This window comes from Arenimonas sp. (genome assembly GCF_035721105.1).
Lineage (GTDB): Bacteria > Pseudomonadota > Gammaproteobacteria > Xanthomonadales > Xanthomonadaceae > Arenimonas.
Map to the genome: position 1 here is coordinate 1 of NZ_DASTNG010000058.1, position 16,584 is coordinate 16,584.

The window sequence follows — 16,584 nt, forward strand, 5'->3', positions numbered from 1 at the left end:
CACCGCCCAAGACCCTCGCCGCCATCTGACCCGCGATGCGCCGGCGAGGGACCCGCGGAAACGCACCGGCGTGACCATTCGATCCCGGTAAGACGTCACGGACAGGGGTCAGCGTGGCTATTGGTTCGAAGCAAATATTCACTCCGACCCCTTTTTCTCGAGCATCGCGCTTCACCTGGCGTCGGCGCGCGCCCCCGCGCGATGACTTGCCTGGCCTGCGCGCAGACGGTTAACTGAAGGACCCCCGCGACCCCAGGCCTGCCCCACCGATGACCCGCACCCGCCGCGCGCTCGCGCTCCTGCTGGCCATCGCCCTGTGCTTGACCTGGCTGCGGCTTGCCAACGAACGGGAGCGGTTGCCCGCGCCGCCGGCGGCGAATGAAGCCGTCGCGACCCGCGCAACCCTCGACACGCCGCCCCCGCCGCCCACGCCTGCGCCTGCGCCGGGCGCCGCTCCCGTCCCGCTGCCGCCCGCCGACGCGCCGTTCGCGCTGGTCGCCGAGGAATTGATCGCGCGCGCCGATGCCGGCGATCGCAGCGCGGCCTGTCGCGTCGGCGTCGAGCTGATGTTCTGCGAATCCATGCGAACCCTGCCGTCCGACCAGGCGCTTGGGCAGCTGGCGCAGGAGGAAGCCAGCGCCACGGCACGCGGTGACCTCGACAAGGCGGACCAGATGGCGCGCGCCCAGGCCCGCCTGATCTCCCGCCGCGAACAGTGCGCCCAGCGGCCGCCGACGCCCAAGGGCGGCGCCTCGCACTACCTTCGCCAGGCGGCGCTGGCCGGCCATCCCGACGCCATGCGCCTGTACACGGAAGGCGTGCTGTTCGAGATGCAGGGGCCGGCGCACGTCCGCGACCCGCTGCTGGACGCCTGGCGACGCGAAGCCCCGGACCTGCTGCGGCGCGAGATCGAGCGCGGCAACCTCACCGTCCCCGTCCGGCTGGCGCTGGCCCACGACAGCGATGTCAACCTCGGCGACGCCGTCGTGCCGGACGACGCTTTCCTCTCGGAGGCCTACCAGCAGCTCGCCCTACGCCTGGTCGGGACGCCGCCCACGCCCTTCCGGTCACTGCCGCCCGACGAGTTCCGCCGCGCGCTGGCCCTCGCCGACCGCTGGCATCGCGATCACTACGGCGGCCGCGTGGACCCCGGCCTCAAGAAGCAGGTCCTCACCGTGATGCCGGCCATCTTCACGGTCCAGGACGCCCTGGTTCACAGCAACCGCCCGATCTGCCGCCCCCGCTGAACCCTGGGCCACCCGCCGGGTGGCCCGGACACCCGGATCGGGCTATCCTTTGCGTGCTTTCCCTGGCTTCGGGGAGTAGCCCAGGCCCTTCGGGCCGCCTCGCATCAACATACTTGGCGATCGCCATGGTGCGCGGGCAAAGCACACGCTTTGCGGGCAAGACCGAAGGCCAGCGCGTCGCGAACCCGGGCCGGGACGCGAGGCGCCGGCCTTCGTCCAAACCGCGTCCCGGCCCCGGAGTCATCTTTTGGACGCTCTCTATATCTCCACCCTGGCCGTCGCGATCGCCGAGATCGGCGACAAGACGCAGCTGCTCGCGCTGATGCTGGCCGCCCGCTACCGCAAGCCCTGGCCGATCATCGCCGGCATCCTGGTCGCCACCCTGGCCAACCACGGGCTGGCCGGATCGCTCGGGGCCTGGATCACCGCCTTCGTCAGCCCCGAGGTCCTGCGCTGGGCCGTGGTGGCGTCGTTCGCGGCCGTGGCGCTGTGGGCGCTGGTGCCCGACAAGCTCGAGGAGGGCGAGGTGAAGGCCTCGCGCTTCGGCGCTTTCCTCGCCACCACCATCGCCTTCTTCATCGTCGAGATCGGCGACAAGACCCAGGTCGCGACCGTGGTGCTGGCCGCGCAGTACTCGCCCCTGTGGCAGGTGGTCGCGGGCACCACGCTGGGCATGGCCGTGGCCAACGTGCCGGTGGTGCTGCTGGGCTCGAAGTTCGCCGCCAAGCTGCCGCTCAAGGCGGCCCGCTGGGGCGCCGCCGCCCTGTTCGCGGCCCTGGCCGTTTGGGTGGCGCTGCGGGGCCTTAGCCTCTGAGGCCCACGCCGGCCTGACAGCGCGGCGCGGGCCCGGCTATGCTCCGGGCAGTTCTGGACAGGCCACGACCCCCGGCGTGAGTACCCTGCGCGAGACCATCGAAGACCTGGCGGCCTCGCTTCGCGAGCCGCCCGACGAGATCCTGCTGGAAGTCGGCGCAGGCGGCGAACTGCTGGTCGCCCACCTGCGCGTCGGCGTGGCCTGCCTGCTGCTCCTGCTGCCGCTGGTGAACCACTGGGCCGGCGGCACGCCCCATGAATCGCTGGCCGGCCTGGCCGGCGCGCTGCTGGTGCTGGGCCTGAGCATGCTGTGGCTGCGCCTGGCCCGGCGGCCGCGCCGGGTGCGGGGCCTGGCGATCGCCACCGCCGCCTCCGACATCACCATGGTGACCCTGGTGCTGGCCCTGCTGGCGCTGGAATCTCCGGTGGCCGCGGTGAACAGCGCCGTGGTCTGGGGCTGCTATCCGCTGGCCATCTTCGCCACCGCGCTGCGCCACGACGTCCGCGTCACCTTCTTCGCCGGCGCGCTGGCGCTGCTCCAGACCGCGCTGCTCTGGGCGGCCGTGGCCTGGCTGGCGCAGGCGCCGCTGGTGTCGGCGGTCTACGGCACCGTCAGCACCTCGACCCAGGTCCAGCGGCTGGTGCTGCTGGTCGCGGTGACGCTGGTGACGGCCATGGTGGTGTTCCGCGCCCAGCGCCTGACCCAGTTCTCGGCCACCGACGGCCTGACCGGCCTGCCCAACCGCAACTACCTCAACACCCGCGTGCCGCAGCTGGTGCGCGACGCCCGCGCCCAGGGCCACACCGTGAGCCTGGCCCTGGTCGACCTCGACAACTTCCGCCACATCAACGCCGAGCTGGGCCACCTGGCCGGCGACCGCGCCCTGCGCCACGCGGTGAAGGTGCTGCGGCGCGAACTGGCGCGCGAGGAGCCCATGATCCGCGTCGGCGGCGAGGAGTTCGTGCTGCTGCTGCGGCTGCCGATCGGCGCGGCCTGGGAGCGCATGGAGGTCCTGCGGCGCCGGCTGGAGGCCACGCCCTTCGTGCCCGAGGCCGGTTTCGAGCCGCGCCGGCTCACCCTCAGCGCCGGCCTGGCCAGCTGCCCGCAGGACGCCAATGACCTCTCGGGCCTGATGAAACGGGCCGACCTGCGCCTGCAGGCGGCCAAGCAGGGCGGCCGCAACCGGGTGGCCGCCCGCGACGAAGGCTGATCCCGCCTTGCCCGGGCGGGGGGCCTGCTCTACCCTGCCGCATCGCCCCGGGGGTTCCTTCGCTCAATGATCACCAGCATTCTTTTCGGCCTGTTCGGCCTGTCCGTCCTGCTCTTCATCGCCTGGCTGTTCTCCAATAACCGGGGTGCGGTGGACTGGCGCCTGGTGCTCACCGGCATCAGCCTGCAGATCGGCTTCGCCGCGCTGGTGCTGCTGGTGCCGGGCGGCCGCGACGTCTTCAACTGGCTCGGCGACGGCTTCGTCCGCATCCTCAGCTTCGTCGGCGAAGGCTCGAAGTTCATCTTCGGCAACCTGATGAACACCGAGACCTACGGCTTCATCTTCGCCTTCCAGGTGCTGCCCACCATCATCTTCTTCGCGGCGCTGATGGGCGTGCTCTACCACCTGGGCGTGATGCAGTTCATCGTGCGCATCATGGCGCTGGCCATCACCAAGGTGATGAAGGTGTCCGGCGCCGAGACCACCAGCGTCTGCGCCAGCGTCTTCATCGGCCAGACCGAGGCGCCGCTGACCGTGCGCCCCTACATCGGCCGCATGACCGAATCCGAACTGATCACCATGATGATCGGCGGCATGGCCCACATCGCCGGCGGCGTGCTGGCGGCTTACGTCGGCATGCTCGGCGGCGGCGACCCGGTCGAGTCGGCCTACTACGCCAAGCACCTGCTGGCCGCGTCGATCATGGCGGCGCCCGCCACCCTGGTGATCGCCAAGCTGCTGATCCCGGAAACCGGCAACCCGCTGACCCGCGGCACGGTGAAGATGGAGGTCGAGAAGACCACCAGCAACATCATCGACGCCGCCGCCGCCGGCGCTGGCGACGGCCTGCGCCTGGCGCTGAACATCGGCGCCATGCTGCTGGCCTTCATCGCCCTGATCGCGATGCTGAACTGGCCGCTGACCTGGATCGGCGAAGTCACCGGCCTGGCCGACATGCTCGGTCGCCCGACCGACATGGCCACCCTGCTGGGCTACGTGCTCGCACCGATCGCCTGGGTGATCGGCGTGCCGTGGCAGGACGCCACCACCGTCGGCGGCCTGATCGGCCAGAAGATCGTGCTCAACGAGTTCGTGGCCTACCTGCAGCTGGCCGAGATCGTGAACGGCAACGTCGAGGGCGTGACGCTGACCGACCAGGGCAAGCTGATCGCGACCTACGCGCTGTGCGGCTTCGCCAACTTCAGCTCGATCGCGATCCAGATCGGCGGCATCGGCGGCCTGGCCCCCGAGCGTCGCCAGGACCTGGCCAAGTTCGGCCTGCGCGCCGTGCTGGGCGGCACCCTGGCCACCTTCATGACCGCCACCATCGCCGGCGTCCTCACCAGCCTCGGCGCCTGATGGCCAAGGTCGTGGTCGTCGGCTCGTACAACCAGGACTTCGTCTGGAGCAGCGATGAAATGCCGGTGCCCGGCGCCACGCGCCTGGGCACGTTCGCCAGCGGGCCGGGCGGCAAGGGCTTCAACCAGGCCGTCGCGGCGGCACGGGCCGGGGCAGGCACGGTCTTCATCACCGCGCTGGGCGCCGACGACACCGCCGCCGGCGCCCGGGCGCTGGCCTCGGCCGAAGGCATCGACCTGCGCGACGACGTGCATCCCGGGCTGGCCACGGGTACCGCCGGCATCTTCGTCGACGCCGCCGGCCGCAACGTGATCGTGGTGGCCCCGGGCGCCAACGCCGCGCTCGGCGCCGGCTTCGTGCGCGACCAGGCCGACGCCTTCCGCGAGGCCCGCGTGGTGCTGGCCCAGCTCGAGGTCGACGCCGACGCCGTGCAGGCGGCGCTGGACGCCGCCGGCGCCGCCGGTGCGCTGGCCATCCTCAACCCCGCGCCCGCCAACGCCGCGACCACCGACACGATGCTCGCGGTCGCCGACGTACTGACCCCGAACGAAACCGAGTTCGCCGCCATGCTGGCCCGGCACGAGGGTCGCCACGTCGATCCCGGCGCGCTCGCGACGCTGCCGGACGCCGAACTGCATGCGCTTTGCCGCGCCCTGGCGCCCCGCGCCACCGTGGTGGTGACGCTCGGCGCCGCCGGCGCGTTCGTTTCGCACGGCGAGCAGAGCCATGGCGACGCCCGGACGAGCTACCGCCAGCCGGCCCATGCCGCCAACGCGATCGACACCACCGGTGCCGGCGATGCCTTCAACGGCGCGCTGGCCGCGGCCCTGGCCACGGACCCGGCGGCTTGCTTCGCCGATGCGGTGGCCTTTGCCTGCCGCTTCGCAGCCCGGTCCACGGAGCGGCACGGCGCGGCCCTGGCGATGCCCCGACGAACGGACCTGGACGACTGACGAGCCCGCCGGCGGGCAAACGGGCCGGCGACGGCAGCCGGCCAATCGTTGCAAGTGCGAATCATTCTTATTACCATGCGCGGGTCCACCGCCTGGAATCCCCGAATGCCCCGCCACGCCCTCCTCGCCGCCGCCATCCTTGGCACGCTCTCGCTCCCCGCCCATGGCGCCGATACCGCCACGGTGCTGGACGAGATCACCGTGTCCGCCAGCACCAGCCGCCTGCCTTGGTCCGAAGCCGCGCTCCCCAACACCATCACCGTCATCGACCGTGCCCAGCTCGAGCAGCAGCTTGCCCTGACCCGCGACCTGTCGCAGGTGCTGGCGAACCTGATCCCGGCCTTCGCGCCGTCGCGCCAGAAGATGACCAGTTTCGGCGAATCCCTTCGCGGCCGTCAGCCGCTCTACCTCGTGGACGGCGTGCCGCAGTCCACGCCGCTGCGGGACGGCAGCCGCGATGCACACACCATCGACCCAGCGATGATCGAGCGAATCGAGGTCATCCACGGCGCCAACGCGCTCCAAGGGCTGGGCGCCTCCGGCGGAATCATCAACATCATCACCAAGCGGGCGCCGACCCAGCCCGGCAGCGCGTTCCACGAGGTGTCGCTCGGCGCCAGCAGCGCCCTGCCGAGCGAGGACGACGGCACCGGCACCCGGGGCTCCTGGCTGTACGGCACCCGCCAGGGTTCGGTGGACCTGGTTGGCGGGCTTTCGTTCGCACGCGAGGGCCTGCACTACGACGCCGACGGCCGCGCAATCGCCGTCAACGGCGTCCAGGGCGACCTCATGGATTCAGCCGCCAGCAACCTGTTCGCCAAGCTGGGCTGGAACCTGGACGAGCAGCGACGCCTGCAGCTGACCGTCAGCCACTACGAGCTCGAGGGCCAAGGCAACTACGTCTCGGTGCCGGGTAACGTGGGCACCGGCCTCACCGCCACCTCGGTGCCCGGCGACCTGCCCCTGGATCCGCCGCGCAACCGCTCCAGCCAGGTGGCGCTGGACTACGTCGACCGGGACGCCGCGGGCGGCTACCTGCAGGCGCAGCTGTTCTGGGTCGACTTCGCCGCGCGCTATGGCTCCAGCCCGTGGGTGGACTTCTTCCGGAACGACCCGGGCTCGATCTGGCAAGACCAGTCGCAGAACCAATCCGAGAAGGTCGGCGCGAAACTCAGCTGGTCGCGCGACGAGCTGTTCGGTCTCCCGCTGCAGGCCACGGCCGGGCTCGACCTGCAGCGAGACACCACGTCCCAGATCCTGCTGGCCAGCAACCTGGCCTGGGTACCGGAAACCACCTACACTTCGCTGTCGCCGTTTGCGCAGCTGCAGTGGACGGTGGGTGACGTCCGCCTGGTTGGCGGCCTGCGTCATGAGCGCGGCGAGCTCGACGTGGACGACTACGTGACCCTGCCCATCTACGGCGCCCAGCGCGTGGGCGGTGGCCAGCCAGAAACAAGCGAGACCCTGGCCAACGTCGGCATCGTCTGGCAAGCCACCGACGCACTCACTCTCTATGGCTCCTACGCCGAGGGATACACGGTGGCCGACATCGGCCGCGTGCTGCGCGCGATCAACGTGCCCGGGCAGGACGTCGACCGCCTGGTCGACCTCTCGCCGGTGGTGGCCGATAACCAGGAGATTGGCCTGGACTACGACGACGGCCGCTGGAGCGCCCACCTGGCCGCGTACCGCTCCGAGTCCGACTTGGGCTCGCTGCTTGTCTACGACCCGGCCACCGACAACTACAACGTACGTCGCCAGCGCACCGAGATCCGCGGCGTCGAGGGCAACCTGGCCCTGCGGCTGTCGCCGGGCGACCGCATCGGCGTGGCCTATGCCCGCACCGAGGGCCGATACGACCGCAACCAGGATGGCGCGGTCGACACCGACCTCGAGGGGATCAACATCAGCCCGGATCGCGCCACCCTGTTCTGGGAGCGTCGCTGGAACGACGTGCTGGCCACCCGCCTGCAGGCCAGCCAGGCCAGGGATCGTGAGTTCGAGCGCTTTGGCACCCGCGTCGCCTCCTTCGAGGGCTACACGACCGTCGACCTCCAGGCGACGATCGCGCTCCCGCGCGGCCAGCTGGCGGTGGGCCTCGAGAACCTGCTCGGCGAGCAGTACGTGAGCTACTACTCCCAGACCACGCCGTCGAACGATGACTACGTGGCCGGCCGCGGCCGCGTGCTCAGCGTGGCCTGGTCGCATCGCTTCTGACGCCGGCGATGCCGGACGGCGCCCGCGTCTCCGCCCGGGGTAACCGACCGCGCCTGCGGTCGGCGCTGGCGTGGCTGCACCTGTGGGTGGGGCTGGCGGTCGGCACCGTGTTCGCGCTGGTGTCGCTGGCGGGCTCGGTGCTGGTCTTCCACACCGAGTTGCTGGTCGCCACGCGGCCGGTGCTGGCGGAGCATTCGCCCGTCGCCGACGGCGCGGTGATGGGGCGGCTGCTTACCGAGTGGCAGCCCCGCGGCCTGACCGCACTGGACCTGCCGCGGGAGGGCCTGCCGGTCTGGCAGGGCTATCTCGCCGATGGTCGCCGCGCTTACTTCGCGCCGGAAGACGGCCGCCTGCTGCTGCTGCGCAGCCACCAGGACGACTGGCTGATGTGGCTGCACCACTGGCACGTCGAACTGTTGGGCGGCCCGACCGGAAAAGCAGTCCTGGGCATCGTCGGCTGGATGTCGCTGGGACTGCTGGCGAGCGGTCTCTATCTGTGGTGGCCCAAGCGCGGTCGCATGCTGGCCCAGCTGCGCTGGCACGCCGGTCCGCCGGTGCGGCGCTGGCTGAGCTGGCACCGGAGCAGCGGTGTACTGGCATTGCCGCTGCTGGGCCTGGCGACGCTGACGGGCGTGGGCATGGTCTATCCCAACGCCTTCCGCACGGTGCTGGTGGCCGCGCTGGGCGAACACCCCGCCCCGGTGGCCGCTGCAGGCGCCGCCGCGCCGGGCGAGCCTGACTGGCGGGCCGTGCTGGCCACGGCGGACACGGCGCTGCCGGGCGCACGGCTGGCGCGCATCTCGGCGCCGGCGCCCGATGCGACCTCGCTGACGTTCCGGGCGCAGGCCGAGGGCGAATGGCATCCGGTGGGGCGGAGCGTGGTGGGCGTGAGCCGTGACGGCCGGGAGGTCCTGCTGCGCCACGACGCCACCGCCGACCGACCCGGCGCGCGCCTGAGCCATGCCATCTATCCGCTGCACGTGGCCGCCGTCGGCGGACCGGGAATGAAGATCGCACTGCTCATCGCCGGATGCCTGCCCCTGTTCCTGTTGATCACGGGCTTCCTGTTCTGGCGCCGGCGACGCGCCGGCCGCTGAGCCCGGCAGCCCCGCCGCGGGGCGGCTAGAATGCCGCCCCATGCAGATCGGCCCCCACCGCATCGAACCCCGCGTGGTGCTGGCCCCGATGGCCGGCGTCACCGACAAGCCGTTCCGGATGCTGTGCAAGCGCCTGGGCGCGGGCCTGTGCGTGTCCGAGATGACGATCTCGAACCCGAAGTTCTGGCACACCAACAAGTCCCTGCACCGCATGGACCACGCCGGCGAGCCCGACCCGATCAGCGTGCAGATCGCCGGCACCGACCCGGCGATGCTGGCCGAGGCCGCCCGCTACAACGTCGACCACGGCGCCCAGCTGATCGACATCAACATGGGCTGCCCGGCCAAGAAGGTCTGCAACACCTGGGCCGGCTCGGCGCTGATGCGCGACGAGGCGCTGGTGGCGCGCATCCTGTCGGCCGTGGTCGCCGCGGTCGACGTGCCGGTGACGCTCAAGATCCGCACCGGCTGGGCCGCCGACCAGAAGAACGCGCTGCGCATCGCCCGCATCGCCGAGGACAGCGGCATCGCGTCGCTGGCGGTGCACGGACGCACGCGCGACCAGCACTACACCGGCCACGCCGAGTACGACACCATCGCCGAAGTGAAGGCGGCGCTGCGCATCCCGGTGCTGGCCAACGGCGATATCGATTCGCCTGAAAAGGCGGCCATCGTGCTGCGGCACACCGGCGCCGACGCGGTGATGGTGGGCCGCGCGGCGCAGGGACGGCCGTGGATCTTCCGCGAGATCGCGCACTACCTGGCCACCGGCGAGAAGCTGCCCGAGCCAAGCCTTGCCGAAGTGCGCGACGTGCTGCTGGGCCACCTGGCCCACCTGCACGACTTCTACGGCGAAGTCGCCGGCGTGCGCATCGCCCGCAAGCACCTGGGCTGGTACGCGAAGGATCGTCCGGAAAACGCCGCCTTCCGCGCCGTCGTCAACCGCGCCGACGACATGCAGGGCCAGCTGCGCCTGACCCGCGACTACTTCGACGCGCTGGTCGCCGGCGTCGCCTGGGACGCCGCGCCGGCCGCCTGAGCTGAACGATGCTGCACCGCGGGAGGCCGGTCATCGCGCCGGGTGCCGTTGGAATCAGGGCGCACGATCGCGACGGGCGCATCCTGTTCCCCTCTGATGGAGCCACCCATGACTCGTTCCCTCCCCCCACAGGCCACTGCGCCGCGCCGTCCGTCGACGCGCTGGGCCCTGCTCGTCGCCGCCGCGCTGATGCTGCTGGCGTCGGTGCCCGCCTTCGCCGCCGACTGGGTCGCGCGCCATGGCCTCACCGCCGCGCAGTACCAGGACGCCTTCGAGGGTTTTTCCGGCAAGGGCTATCGCCTGGTGTCGATCAGTGGCTACGACGGCGGCCGCGGCCAGGCCCGCTATGCCGCGGTCTGGAAGAAGCAGGCCGGCCCGGCCTGGGCCGCGCGCCACGGCCTCACCGCCGAGCAGTACCAGGCGGCGTTCAACAGCTTCAGCCAGCAGGGCTACCGCCTCACCTTCGTCAACGGCTACGCGATCGGCAACGAGGCGCGCTACGCGGCGATCTGGAGCAAGGGCCGCGGCCCGGACTCGGTCGCGCGCCACGGCCTCAACGGCGCGCAGTACCAGGCGGCCGTCGATGAGTTCGTCGGCAAGGGTTATTCCCTCGCCCACGTCAGCGCCTACACGGTCGGCAACACGCCGCGCTTCGCCGCGATCTTCGAGAAGGGCGGCCCGGCCTGGGTCGCGCGCCATGGCCTGACCCCGGCGCAGTACCAGGCGGCGTTCGACCAGTTCAACCGCCAGGGCTACCGGCTGAGCGTGGTCAGCGGCTACCGCGACGGCGGCAGCGACCGCTACGCCGCGATCTGGACCAAGGCCGGCGGCCCGCTGCTGTCGGCGCGCCACGGCATCCCGGCGGCGCACTACCAGGCCGTGTTCGACAACCACCGCTACCAGTCCTTCGAGCCGGACTACGTCGAGGCCTTCAACGGCGCCGACGGCGTGCGCTTCAACGCGCTGTGGCGCAACACCACCTTCTCCGGCCAGGACCTGGCGCTGATCGAGAACAAGGCCCGCGCCTACATGCGCGCCAACGACATGCCCGGCCTGTCGATCGCGATCATGCGCGACGAGAAGCTGGTCTACGCCGCCGGTTTCGGCGTCGCCGACAAGGACAGCGGCATGCCGGTCAGCCCGATGCACCGCTTCCGCATCGCCAGCGTGTCCAAGCCGATCACCCATGCCGCGGTGCTGAAGCTGGCCAACGACACCACGCTCAACACCTCCGACCGCGTGTTCGGCCCGGGCAGCGTGCTCGGCGGCACCTTCGCCACGCCGTCCAACAACCCGGACATCGAAGACATCACGATCGACCACCTGATCCGCCATCGCGCCGGCTTCCGCCGCATCGACAAGGACGGCAACGGCAGCGACCCGATGTTCGCCTACACCGGCACCGACCACGCCGGCCTCATCAACTGGGCGCTCGGCCAGTACCCGCTCGGCTACACGCCGGGCACCACGCCGGCCGGCCTGAAGAGCGAGGACATGTACTCGAACTTCGGCTACTGCCTGCTGGGCCGGGTGATCGAGGCGCGGTCGGGCAAGTCCTACGAGGCCTACGTGCGCGACGCGCTGCTCAAGCCCGCCGGCGCCGGCGACATCGTGATCGGCGGCGACAAGCTGGCCGACCGCAAGTCGGACGAAGTCGTGTATTACGGGGGCGGCGCCTATTCCAGCGTCAAGCCGCGGCGCTTCGATTCGCACGGCGGCTGGATCGCCCGCCCGGTCGACCTGCTGCGCTTCATGAAGCACGAAAGCTGGCTGGGCACGCCCTACTCCCACTACGGCGAGATGAGTGGCACCACGTCCATCTACCGCCGTCGCAGCGACGGCTTCGGCCTCGTCGCCGCCAGCAACAGCAACAACGACAGCACCGCCGCGATGAACGACATGATGAACGCCATCGCCGACGACGTCAGCGCGTGGCCGGCGATCAACCTGTTCTGACCGGCTAGCGCACGGCCTGGGTCGCCGCCCCGTCCTCGCCGGGCGCGGGCGGCGCCTCCCAGATCCGCTGCCACATCTGCGACAGCCGCCGGCTCGCTTCCCAGGGCCAGTCGATCTGCCGGGGCGGGATCTCGCGCCAGCCCAGGCCCTCGCGCTCGGCGACGACGAAGCGGAAGCTGTAGTCCGGCTCGGCGCCCATCCGCAGGTCGCTCAGCACCAGCTGGCGCTCGCGCACCTCCGCCTTCATGAAGCCGTGGTTGAACCAATGCAGTCGCTTCACCGCGGCGAATTCGCCGACACGTTCCAGCGCCTGGGCGTCGGACGAATACGCACGGAACACCATCGGCCCCGTATCCGCCACCAGCGACCGCTCGCCCTCGAGGAAGCCGTCGGGCGTCATCACCACCACCCGCCAGAGCAGCGTGTTGAACGGCATCGGCACCGAGAAGCGCGGGGCATCCCGGAGGCCCATGCCCGCCAGCGTCCGTTCCGCCTGGCGGTCCACCAGCGTCTTCGCGGCCAGGGACCAGCCGATGTAGGCCGTGCTCAGGGCCAGGCCCACGACCAGCGCGCGGCGCGCCGCGTCCCGCTCGCGCCAGCGCCAGGCCAGCACGCAGGCCACCAGCAGCGGCAGCGTGTACAGCGGGTCGATGATGAACAGGCTCGACCACATCGCCGGCGACACCGGGATCGGCCACCAGAGCTGGGTGCCGTAGACCGTGAACGCGTCCAGCACCGGATGCGTGGCCAGGGCCAGTGCGATCGCCAGGAACCAGCGCCCCGGCGCCTGCGCCACCCGCCCGCCCAGCGCGCGGAAGCCGGCCCAGATCAGCGCGGCCAGCGGCAGCAGCACGAACAGCGAATGCGAGGGGCCGCGGTGCCAGGTCATCATGTCGACCGGGTCCAGGTCCAGGGGCAGCATCACGAACGAGTCGAGGTCGGGCAGCGTGCCCAGCGCGGCGCCAGCGAGCAGGGCGGCGCGACGATGGCCGGCCGGGGCGACGGCGGCGGCGAGCGCGCCGCCCAGTACGATCTGGGAAAGGGAGTCCATGCCGCGATCCTAGCCGACGCCGATGTCGCCCCGGCGTGACCGGAAGACGCGGCCCGCCGCCGTGACAGATGGCTTAACCCGGGTGCAACATGGGTGGGCGCAGGATGCACCCCGGGGTCCGGGCGTGTATCATGCCGGCCCCCACCCATCCTTTCATCTCAATCAAGGGATATAAGCCACGATGTCCAGCTACCTCTTCACCTCCGAGTCGGTCTCCGAAGGCCACCCGGACAAGATGGCCGACCAGATTTCCGATGCGGTGCTGGACGCGATCCTGACCCAGGACCCGAAGGCCCGCGTGGCCTGCGAGACGCTGGTGAAGACCGGCGCCGCCATCGTCGCCGGCGAGATCACCACCACCGCCTGGGTCGACATCGAGGCGCTGGCCCGCGGCGTCATCAACGACATCGGCTACGACAACTCGAACGTCGGCTTCGACGGCCACACCTGCGCCATCGTCAACATGATTGGCAAGCAGTCGCCCGACATCAACCAGGGCGTGGACCGCAAGAAGCCGGAAGACCAGGGCGCGGGCGACCAGGGCCTGATGTTCGGCTACGCCTGCAACGAGGCGCCGGAGTACATGCCGGCCGCGATCTACTACGCGCACCGCCTGGTCGAGCAGCAGGCCAAGGTCCGCAAGTCCGGCAAGCTCAAGTGGCTGCGCCCGGACGCCAAGAGCCAGGTCACCCTGCGCTACGAGAACGACAAGATCGTCGGCCTCGACGCCGTGGTGCTGTCGACCCAGCACGACCCGAACGTCAAGCACAAGGACATCGTCGCCGGCGTCATGAAGCACATCCTCGAGCCCGTGCTGCCGAAGGCGTGGCTGAAGGCGCTGCCGAAGTCGAAGATCCACATCAACCCGACCGGCAACTTCGTGATCGGCGGCCCGGTGGGCGACGCCGGCCTGACCGGCCGCAAGATCATCGTCGACACCTACGGCGGCATGGCCCGCCACGGCGGCGGCGCGTTCTCGGGCAAGGATCCGTCCAAGGTCGACCGTTCGGCCGCCTACGCGGCGCGCTACGTGGCCAAGAACATCGTGGCCGCCGGCCTGGCCGACAAGTGCGAAGTGCAGGTCAGCTACGCGATCGGCGTGGCCGAGCCGACCTCGATCTCGGTCACCACCTTCGGCACCGGCAAGATCGCCGACGACAAGATCGAGAAGCTGATCCGCCAGCAGTTCGACCTGCGCCCGTACGGCATCACCAAGATGCTGGACCTGCTGCACCCGATCTATCGCCTCACCGCCTCGTACGGCCACTTCGGCCGCAAGCCGTTCCAGGTGACCTACACCGACGGCAAGGGCAAGAAGCACACCGCCACCGCCTTCTCCTGGGAGAAGACGGACAAGGCCGACGCCCTGCGCAAGGCCGCCGGCCTCGACAAGCCGGTCGTCGCCAAGAAGAAGAAGTAAGCCTCCCGGACCCCTCTCCCCTCGCGGGAGAGGGCTGGGGAGAGGGGACGGGCCGCGAAAGCGGCCCGTTCTCGTTCCAGCCCCTCACCCACCCCGCAAGAGCTGGGGCGCCAGGAACATCAGCAGCACGATCACCGCCCCCGGCACCACCCGCACCCACACCGCCGGACGCCAGCCGGTGCGGCGCATCCGCCGGACCAGGGCCAGGTGGTAGATGGCCGAGACGGCCAGCAATCCCGTCGTGAACCACAGCGCGCCGATCGCTTTGGCCGCGCCCGCCAGGCCCGAGGTGGCCGCGAGGCCGAACAGCACGGCGCCCACCCCGTAGGCCGCCGCCGCGGCCCATTGCCGCGGCAGCATCCGCTCCGACGCCTCCGGCCGACGCCCGAACATGGCCTCGGCGGCAATGGCTTCCATCTCGCGCCTCGCGCCCTGCAGGTAGTGGCCCATGTCCTGGTCCAGCTTGCGGCGCTTGGCCGCGAAATCGGGCGCGTGGTCCTCATGCCCCAGCCACGGCACGTCCAGGCCACTGAAGCCGTCCACGCCGGGCACCAGCGCCTCCAGGTGCTTTCGCATCCACTGGGGATGCCGCCGCGCCAGGTCTTCCGCCTCGTCGTTGCGGAGCACGTGGAACACGTGGGTGTCACCGTCGGCATCGGCGTCCCGGAACACGGTGTACTTGTCACGGATCAGCTCCATGATCGAGAAGATCATGACGTAGCGGTCGCTCCCGGTCAGGGTCAGCGGCACCGGATGGGCGACACCCCGGTAAACGGGCGTCACGCGGCCGTCCGCTTCGGTCCAGGCCAGCGCATCCTCGGGATCGAGCCGCTCGGCGAACGCCTCCACCACTTCGTCCTCCGCCGAGCGCCAGTCCACCACGCAGCCGGCCTCGCCCAGCGATTCGTCATCCAGCAACACCAGTTCATCGATGGAAATCCGCGACATGCAGGCAAGGGCTCCAGGGTGGGAGCCCGGATGTTAGCGCCAGTCCGCGCCGCGCCAACAGCCCGCCCCGGCCGCGGGGGCGGCGCCGGGAGCCGACGTTCATCCCTCCATCGCGAACTGGCGATACAATGGCGGCCGGTCTGAAAGGACCCGCACCCCCGGCAGCCGCCCCGCGGCCCGCCGGACCCTCCGCCGAGGGGCGCTGCAAGCCCGGTCCGCATCGCGGGCAAGGGATCAGGCTCGGCGAAGGTTCCGCACCAACCGCGCCCGTTAATGAGCGACCCCCGAGGCCCCGGCCCGGCCGGCGTCGCCAACCAACGGAGCAACACCATGAACGCTGTCGTAAACCTCAAGAACGACTACAAGGTCGCCGACCTGTCCCTGGCCGACTGGGGCCGCAAGGAAATCGACATCGCCGAGCAGGAAATGCCGGGCCTGATGTCGATCCGCGAGAAGTACGCCGCCGCCAAGCCGCTCAAGGGCGTCCGCGTCACCGGCTCGCTGCACATGACCATCCAGACGGCCGTGCTGATCGAGACCCTGAAGGACCTCGGCGCCGACGTGCGCTGGGCGTCGTGCAACATCTTCTCCACCCAGGACCACGCCGCGGCGGCCATCGCCAAGACCGGCACCCCGGTGTTCGCCTGGAAGGGCGAGACGCTGGAAGAGTACTGGGACTGCACCCTCGACGCGGTCAGCTTCCCGGGCGGCAAGGGCCCGGAGCTGGTGGTCGACGACGGCGGCGACGTCACCCTGCTGATCCACAAGGGCTATGAGCTCGAGAAGGGCGACACCGCCTGGGTCAACTCGCCCTCGGGCTCGCACGAAGAGCAGGTGATCAAGGACCTGCTCAAGCGCGTCGCCAAGGAGCGCCCGGGCTTCTGGACCAACGTGGTCAAGGACTGGAAGGGCGTCTCGGAAGAGACCACCACCGGCGTGCACCGCCTCTACCAGATGCTGGAGGCCGGCAAGCTGCTGGTGCCGGCGATCAACGTCAACGACTCGGTCACCAAGTCCAAGTTCGACAACCTCTACGGCTGCCGCGAGTCGCTGGCCGACGGCATCAAGCGCGCCACCGATCGCATGATCGCCGGCAAGCTCGCCGTCATCTGCGGCTTCGGCGACGTCGGCAAGGGCTCGGCACGTTCGCTGCGTGGCTTCGGCGCGCGCGTCGTGGTCACCGAGATCGATCCGATCAACGCCCTGCAGGCGGCGATGGAAGGCTTCGAGGTCAACACGGTCGAGGCCACGCTGGGCCGCGGTGACATCTACG

Annotated in this window: 13 protein-coding genes and 2 riboswitches; of the genes, 11 read left to right on the forward strand and 2 right to left on the reverse strand. The window is 70.6% G+C overall.

Annotation, left to right across the window (positions count from 1 at the left end; genetic code table 11):
• The first annotated feature begins 269 nt into the window (after positions 1–269).
• The 9 genes from VFQ84_RS09340 to VFQ84_RS09380 all read left to right on the forward strand — a co-directional run bounded on the left by VFQ84_RS09340 (position 270) and on the right by VFQ84_RS09380 (position 11,892).
• Positions 270–1,247, forward strand: coding sequence for a hypothetical protein (locus tag VFQ84_RS09340; RefSeq protein ID WP_325131368.1), 978 nt, complete (start codon positions 270–272; stop codon positions 1,245–1,247).
• Between the two features lie 58 nt (positions 1,248–1,305).
• Positions 1,306–1,401: riboswitch (yybP-ykoY riboswitch) on the forward strand.
• Positions 1,402–1,494: 93 nt separating this feature from the next.
• Positions 1,495–2,061 carry a TMEM165/GDT1 family protein gene (locus VFQ84_RS09345; protein ID WP_325131369.1) on the forward strand — a complete coding sequence of 189 codons (567 nt, stop codon included), beginning with the start codon at positions 1,495–1,497 and terminating at the stop codon, positions 2,059–2,061.
• Between the two features lie 76 nt (positions 2,062–2,137).
• Complete coding sequence (locus VFQ84_RS09350; protein WP_325131370.1) at positions 2,138–3,271, forward strand: GGDEF domain-containing protein; 1,134 nt, start codon at positions 2,138–2,140, stop codon at positions 3,269–3,271.
• A 66-nt stretch (positions 3,272–3,337) separates the two neighbouring features.
• Positions 3,338–4,630 (forward strand): NupC/NupG family nucleoside CNT transporter, encoded by a 1,293-nt coding sequence (locus VFQ84_RS09355; RefSeq protein ID WP_325131371.1) that lies wholly within the window; start codon positions 3,338–3,340, stop codon positions 4,628–4,630.
• Positions 4,630–5,583 (forward strand): PfkB family carbohydrate kinase, encoded by a 954-nt coding sequence (locus VFQ84_RS09360; RefSeq protein WP_325131372.1) that lies wholly within the window; start codon positions 4,630–4,632, stop codon positions 5,581–5,583. Before VFQ84_RS09355 ends, VFQ84_RS09360 begins: the two co-directional genes overlap by 1 nt.
• 105 nt (positions 5,584–5,688) lie before the next feature.
• Positions 5,689–7,800: a TonB-dependent receptor gene (locus tag VFQ84_RS09365; RefSeq protein ID WP_325131373.1), complete on the forward strand. Its 2,112-nt coding sequence runs from the start codon at positions 5,689–5,691 to the stop codon at positions 7,798–7,800.
• Positions 7,801–7,808: 8 nt separating this feature from the next.
• Entirely contained in the window at positions 7,809–8,897 is a 1,089-nt protein-coding gene (locus tag VFQ84_RS09370) for a PepSY-associated TM helix domain-containing protein (protein ID WP_325131374.1), read from the forward strand.
• Between the two features lie 40 nt (positions 8,898–8,937).
• Positions 8,938–9,936 carry a tRNA dihydrouridine synthase DusB gene (gene dusB / locus VFQ84_RS09375; protein ID WP_325131375.1) on the forward strand — a complete coding sequence of 333 codons (999 nt, stop codon included), beginning with the start codon at positions 8,938–8,940 and terminating at the stop codon, positions 9,934–9,936.
• A 108-nt stretch (positions 9,937–10,044) separates the two neighbouring features.
• A complete protein-coding gene (locus VFQ84_RS09380; RefSeq protein WP_325131376.1) occupies positions 10,045–11,892 on the forward strand; it encodes a serine hydrolase in 1,848 nt (615 codons plus the stop codon).
• Positions 11,893–11,896: 4 nt separating this feature from the next.
• Here VFQ84_RS09380 and VFQ84_RS09385 read toward each other — a convergent pair whose 3' ends face one another.
• On the reverse strand, positions 11,897–12,943 hold the full coding sequence (locus VFQ84_RS09385) for a metal-dependent hydrolase (protein WP_325131377.1): 1,047 nt from the start codon (positions 12,941–12,943) through the stop codon (positions 11,897–11,899).
• A gap of 181 nt (positions 12,944–13,124) precedes the next feature.
• Here VFQ84_RS09385 and metK point away from each other — a divergent pair, with 181 nt between their 5' ends.
• On the forward strand, positions 13,125–14,363 hold the full coding sequence (gene metK / locus VFQ84_RS09390; RefSeq protein WP_325131378.1) for a methionine adenosyltransferase: 1,239 nt from the start codon (positions 13,125–13,127) through the stop codon (positions 14,361–14,363).
• 84 nt (positions 14,364–14,447) lie between these two features.
• On the opposite strand, the gene VFQ84_RS09395 is transcribed toward metK, so the two are convergent.
• Entirely contained in the window at positions 14,448–15,311 is an 864-nt protein-coding gene (locus VFQ84_RS09395) for a hypothetical protein (protein WP_325131379.1), read from the reverse strand.
• Between the two features lie 188 nt (positions 15,312–15,499).
• A riboswitch (S-adenosyl-L-homocysteine riboswitch) is annotated at positions 15,500–15,587 on the forward strand.
• Positions 15,588–15,641: 54 nt separating this feature from the next.
• Between VFQ84_RS09395 and VFQ84_RS09400 the strand changes: the two genes are divergently transcribed.
• On the forward strand, positions 15,642–16,584 hold a 943-nt coding region (locus tag VFQ84_RS09400; RefSeq protein ID WP_325131380.1), incomplete at its 3' end, for an adenosylhomocysteinase.

Coding starts and splice junctions, on each gene's coding strand:
- VFQ84_RS09370 (WP_325131374.1), top strand. CDS start 7,809: ATGCCGGACGGCGCCCGCGTCTCCGCCCGGGGTAACCGACCGCGCCTG.
- dusB (WP_325131375.1), top strand. CDS start 8,938: ATGCAGATCGGCCCCCACCGCATCGAACCCCGCGTGGTGCTGGCCCCG.
- VFQ84_RS09340 (WP_325131368.1), top strand. CDS start 270: ATGACCCGCACCCGCCGCGCGCTCGCGCTCCTGCTGGCCATCGCCCTG.
- VFQ84_RS09385 (WP_325131377.1), bottom strand. CDS start 12,943: ATGGACTCCCTTTCCCAGATCGTACTGGGCGGCGCGCTCGCCGCCGCC.
- metK (WP_325131378.1), top strand. CDS start 13,125: ATGTCCAGCTACCTCTTCACCTCCGAGTCGGTCTCCGAAGGCCACCCG.
- VFQ84_RS09365 (WP_325131373.1), top strand. CDS start 5,689: ATGCCCCGCCACGCCCTCCTCGCCGCCGCCATCCTTGGCACGCTCTCG.
- VFQ84_RS09395 (WP_325131379.1), bottom strand. CDS start 15,311: ATGTCGCGGATTTCCATCGATGAACTGGTGTTGCTGGATGACGAATCG.
- VFQ84_RS09355 (WP_325131371.1), top strand. CDS start 3,338: ATGATCACCAGCATTCTTTTCGGCCTGTTCGGCCTGTCCGTCCTGCTC.
- VFQ84_RS09360 (WP_325131372.1), top strand. CDS start 4,630: ATGGCCAAGGTCGTGGTCGTCGGCTCGTACAACCAGGACTTCGTCTGG.
- VFQ84_RS09380 (WP_325131376.1), top strand. CDS start 10,045: ATGACTCGTTCCCTCCCCCCACAGGCCACTGCGCCGCGCCGTCCGTCG.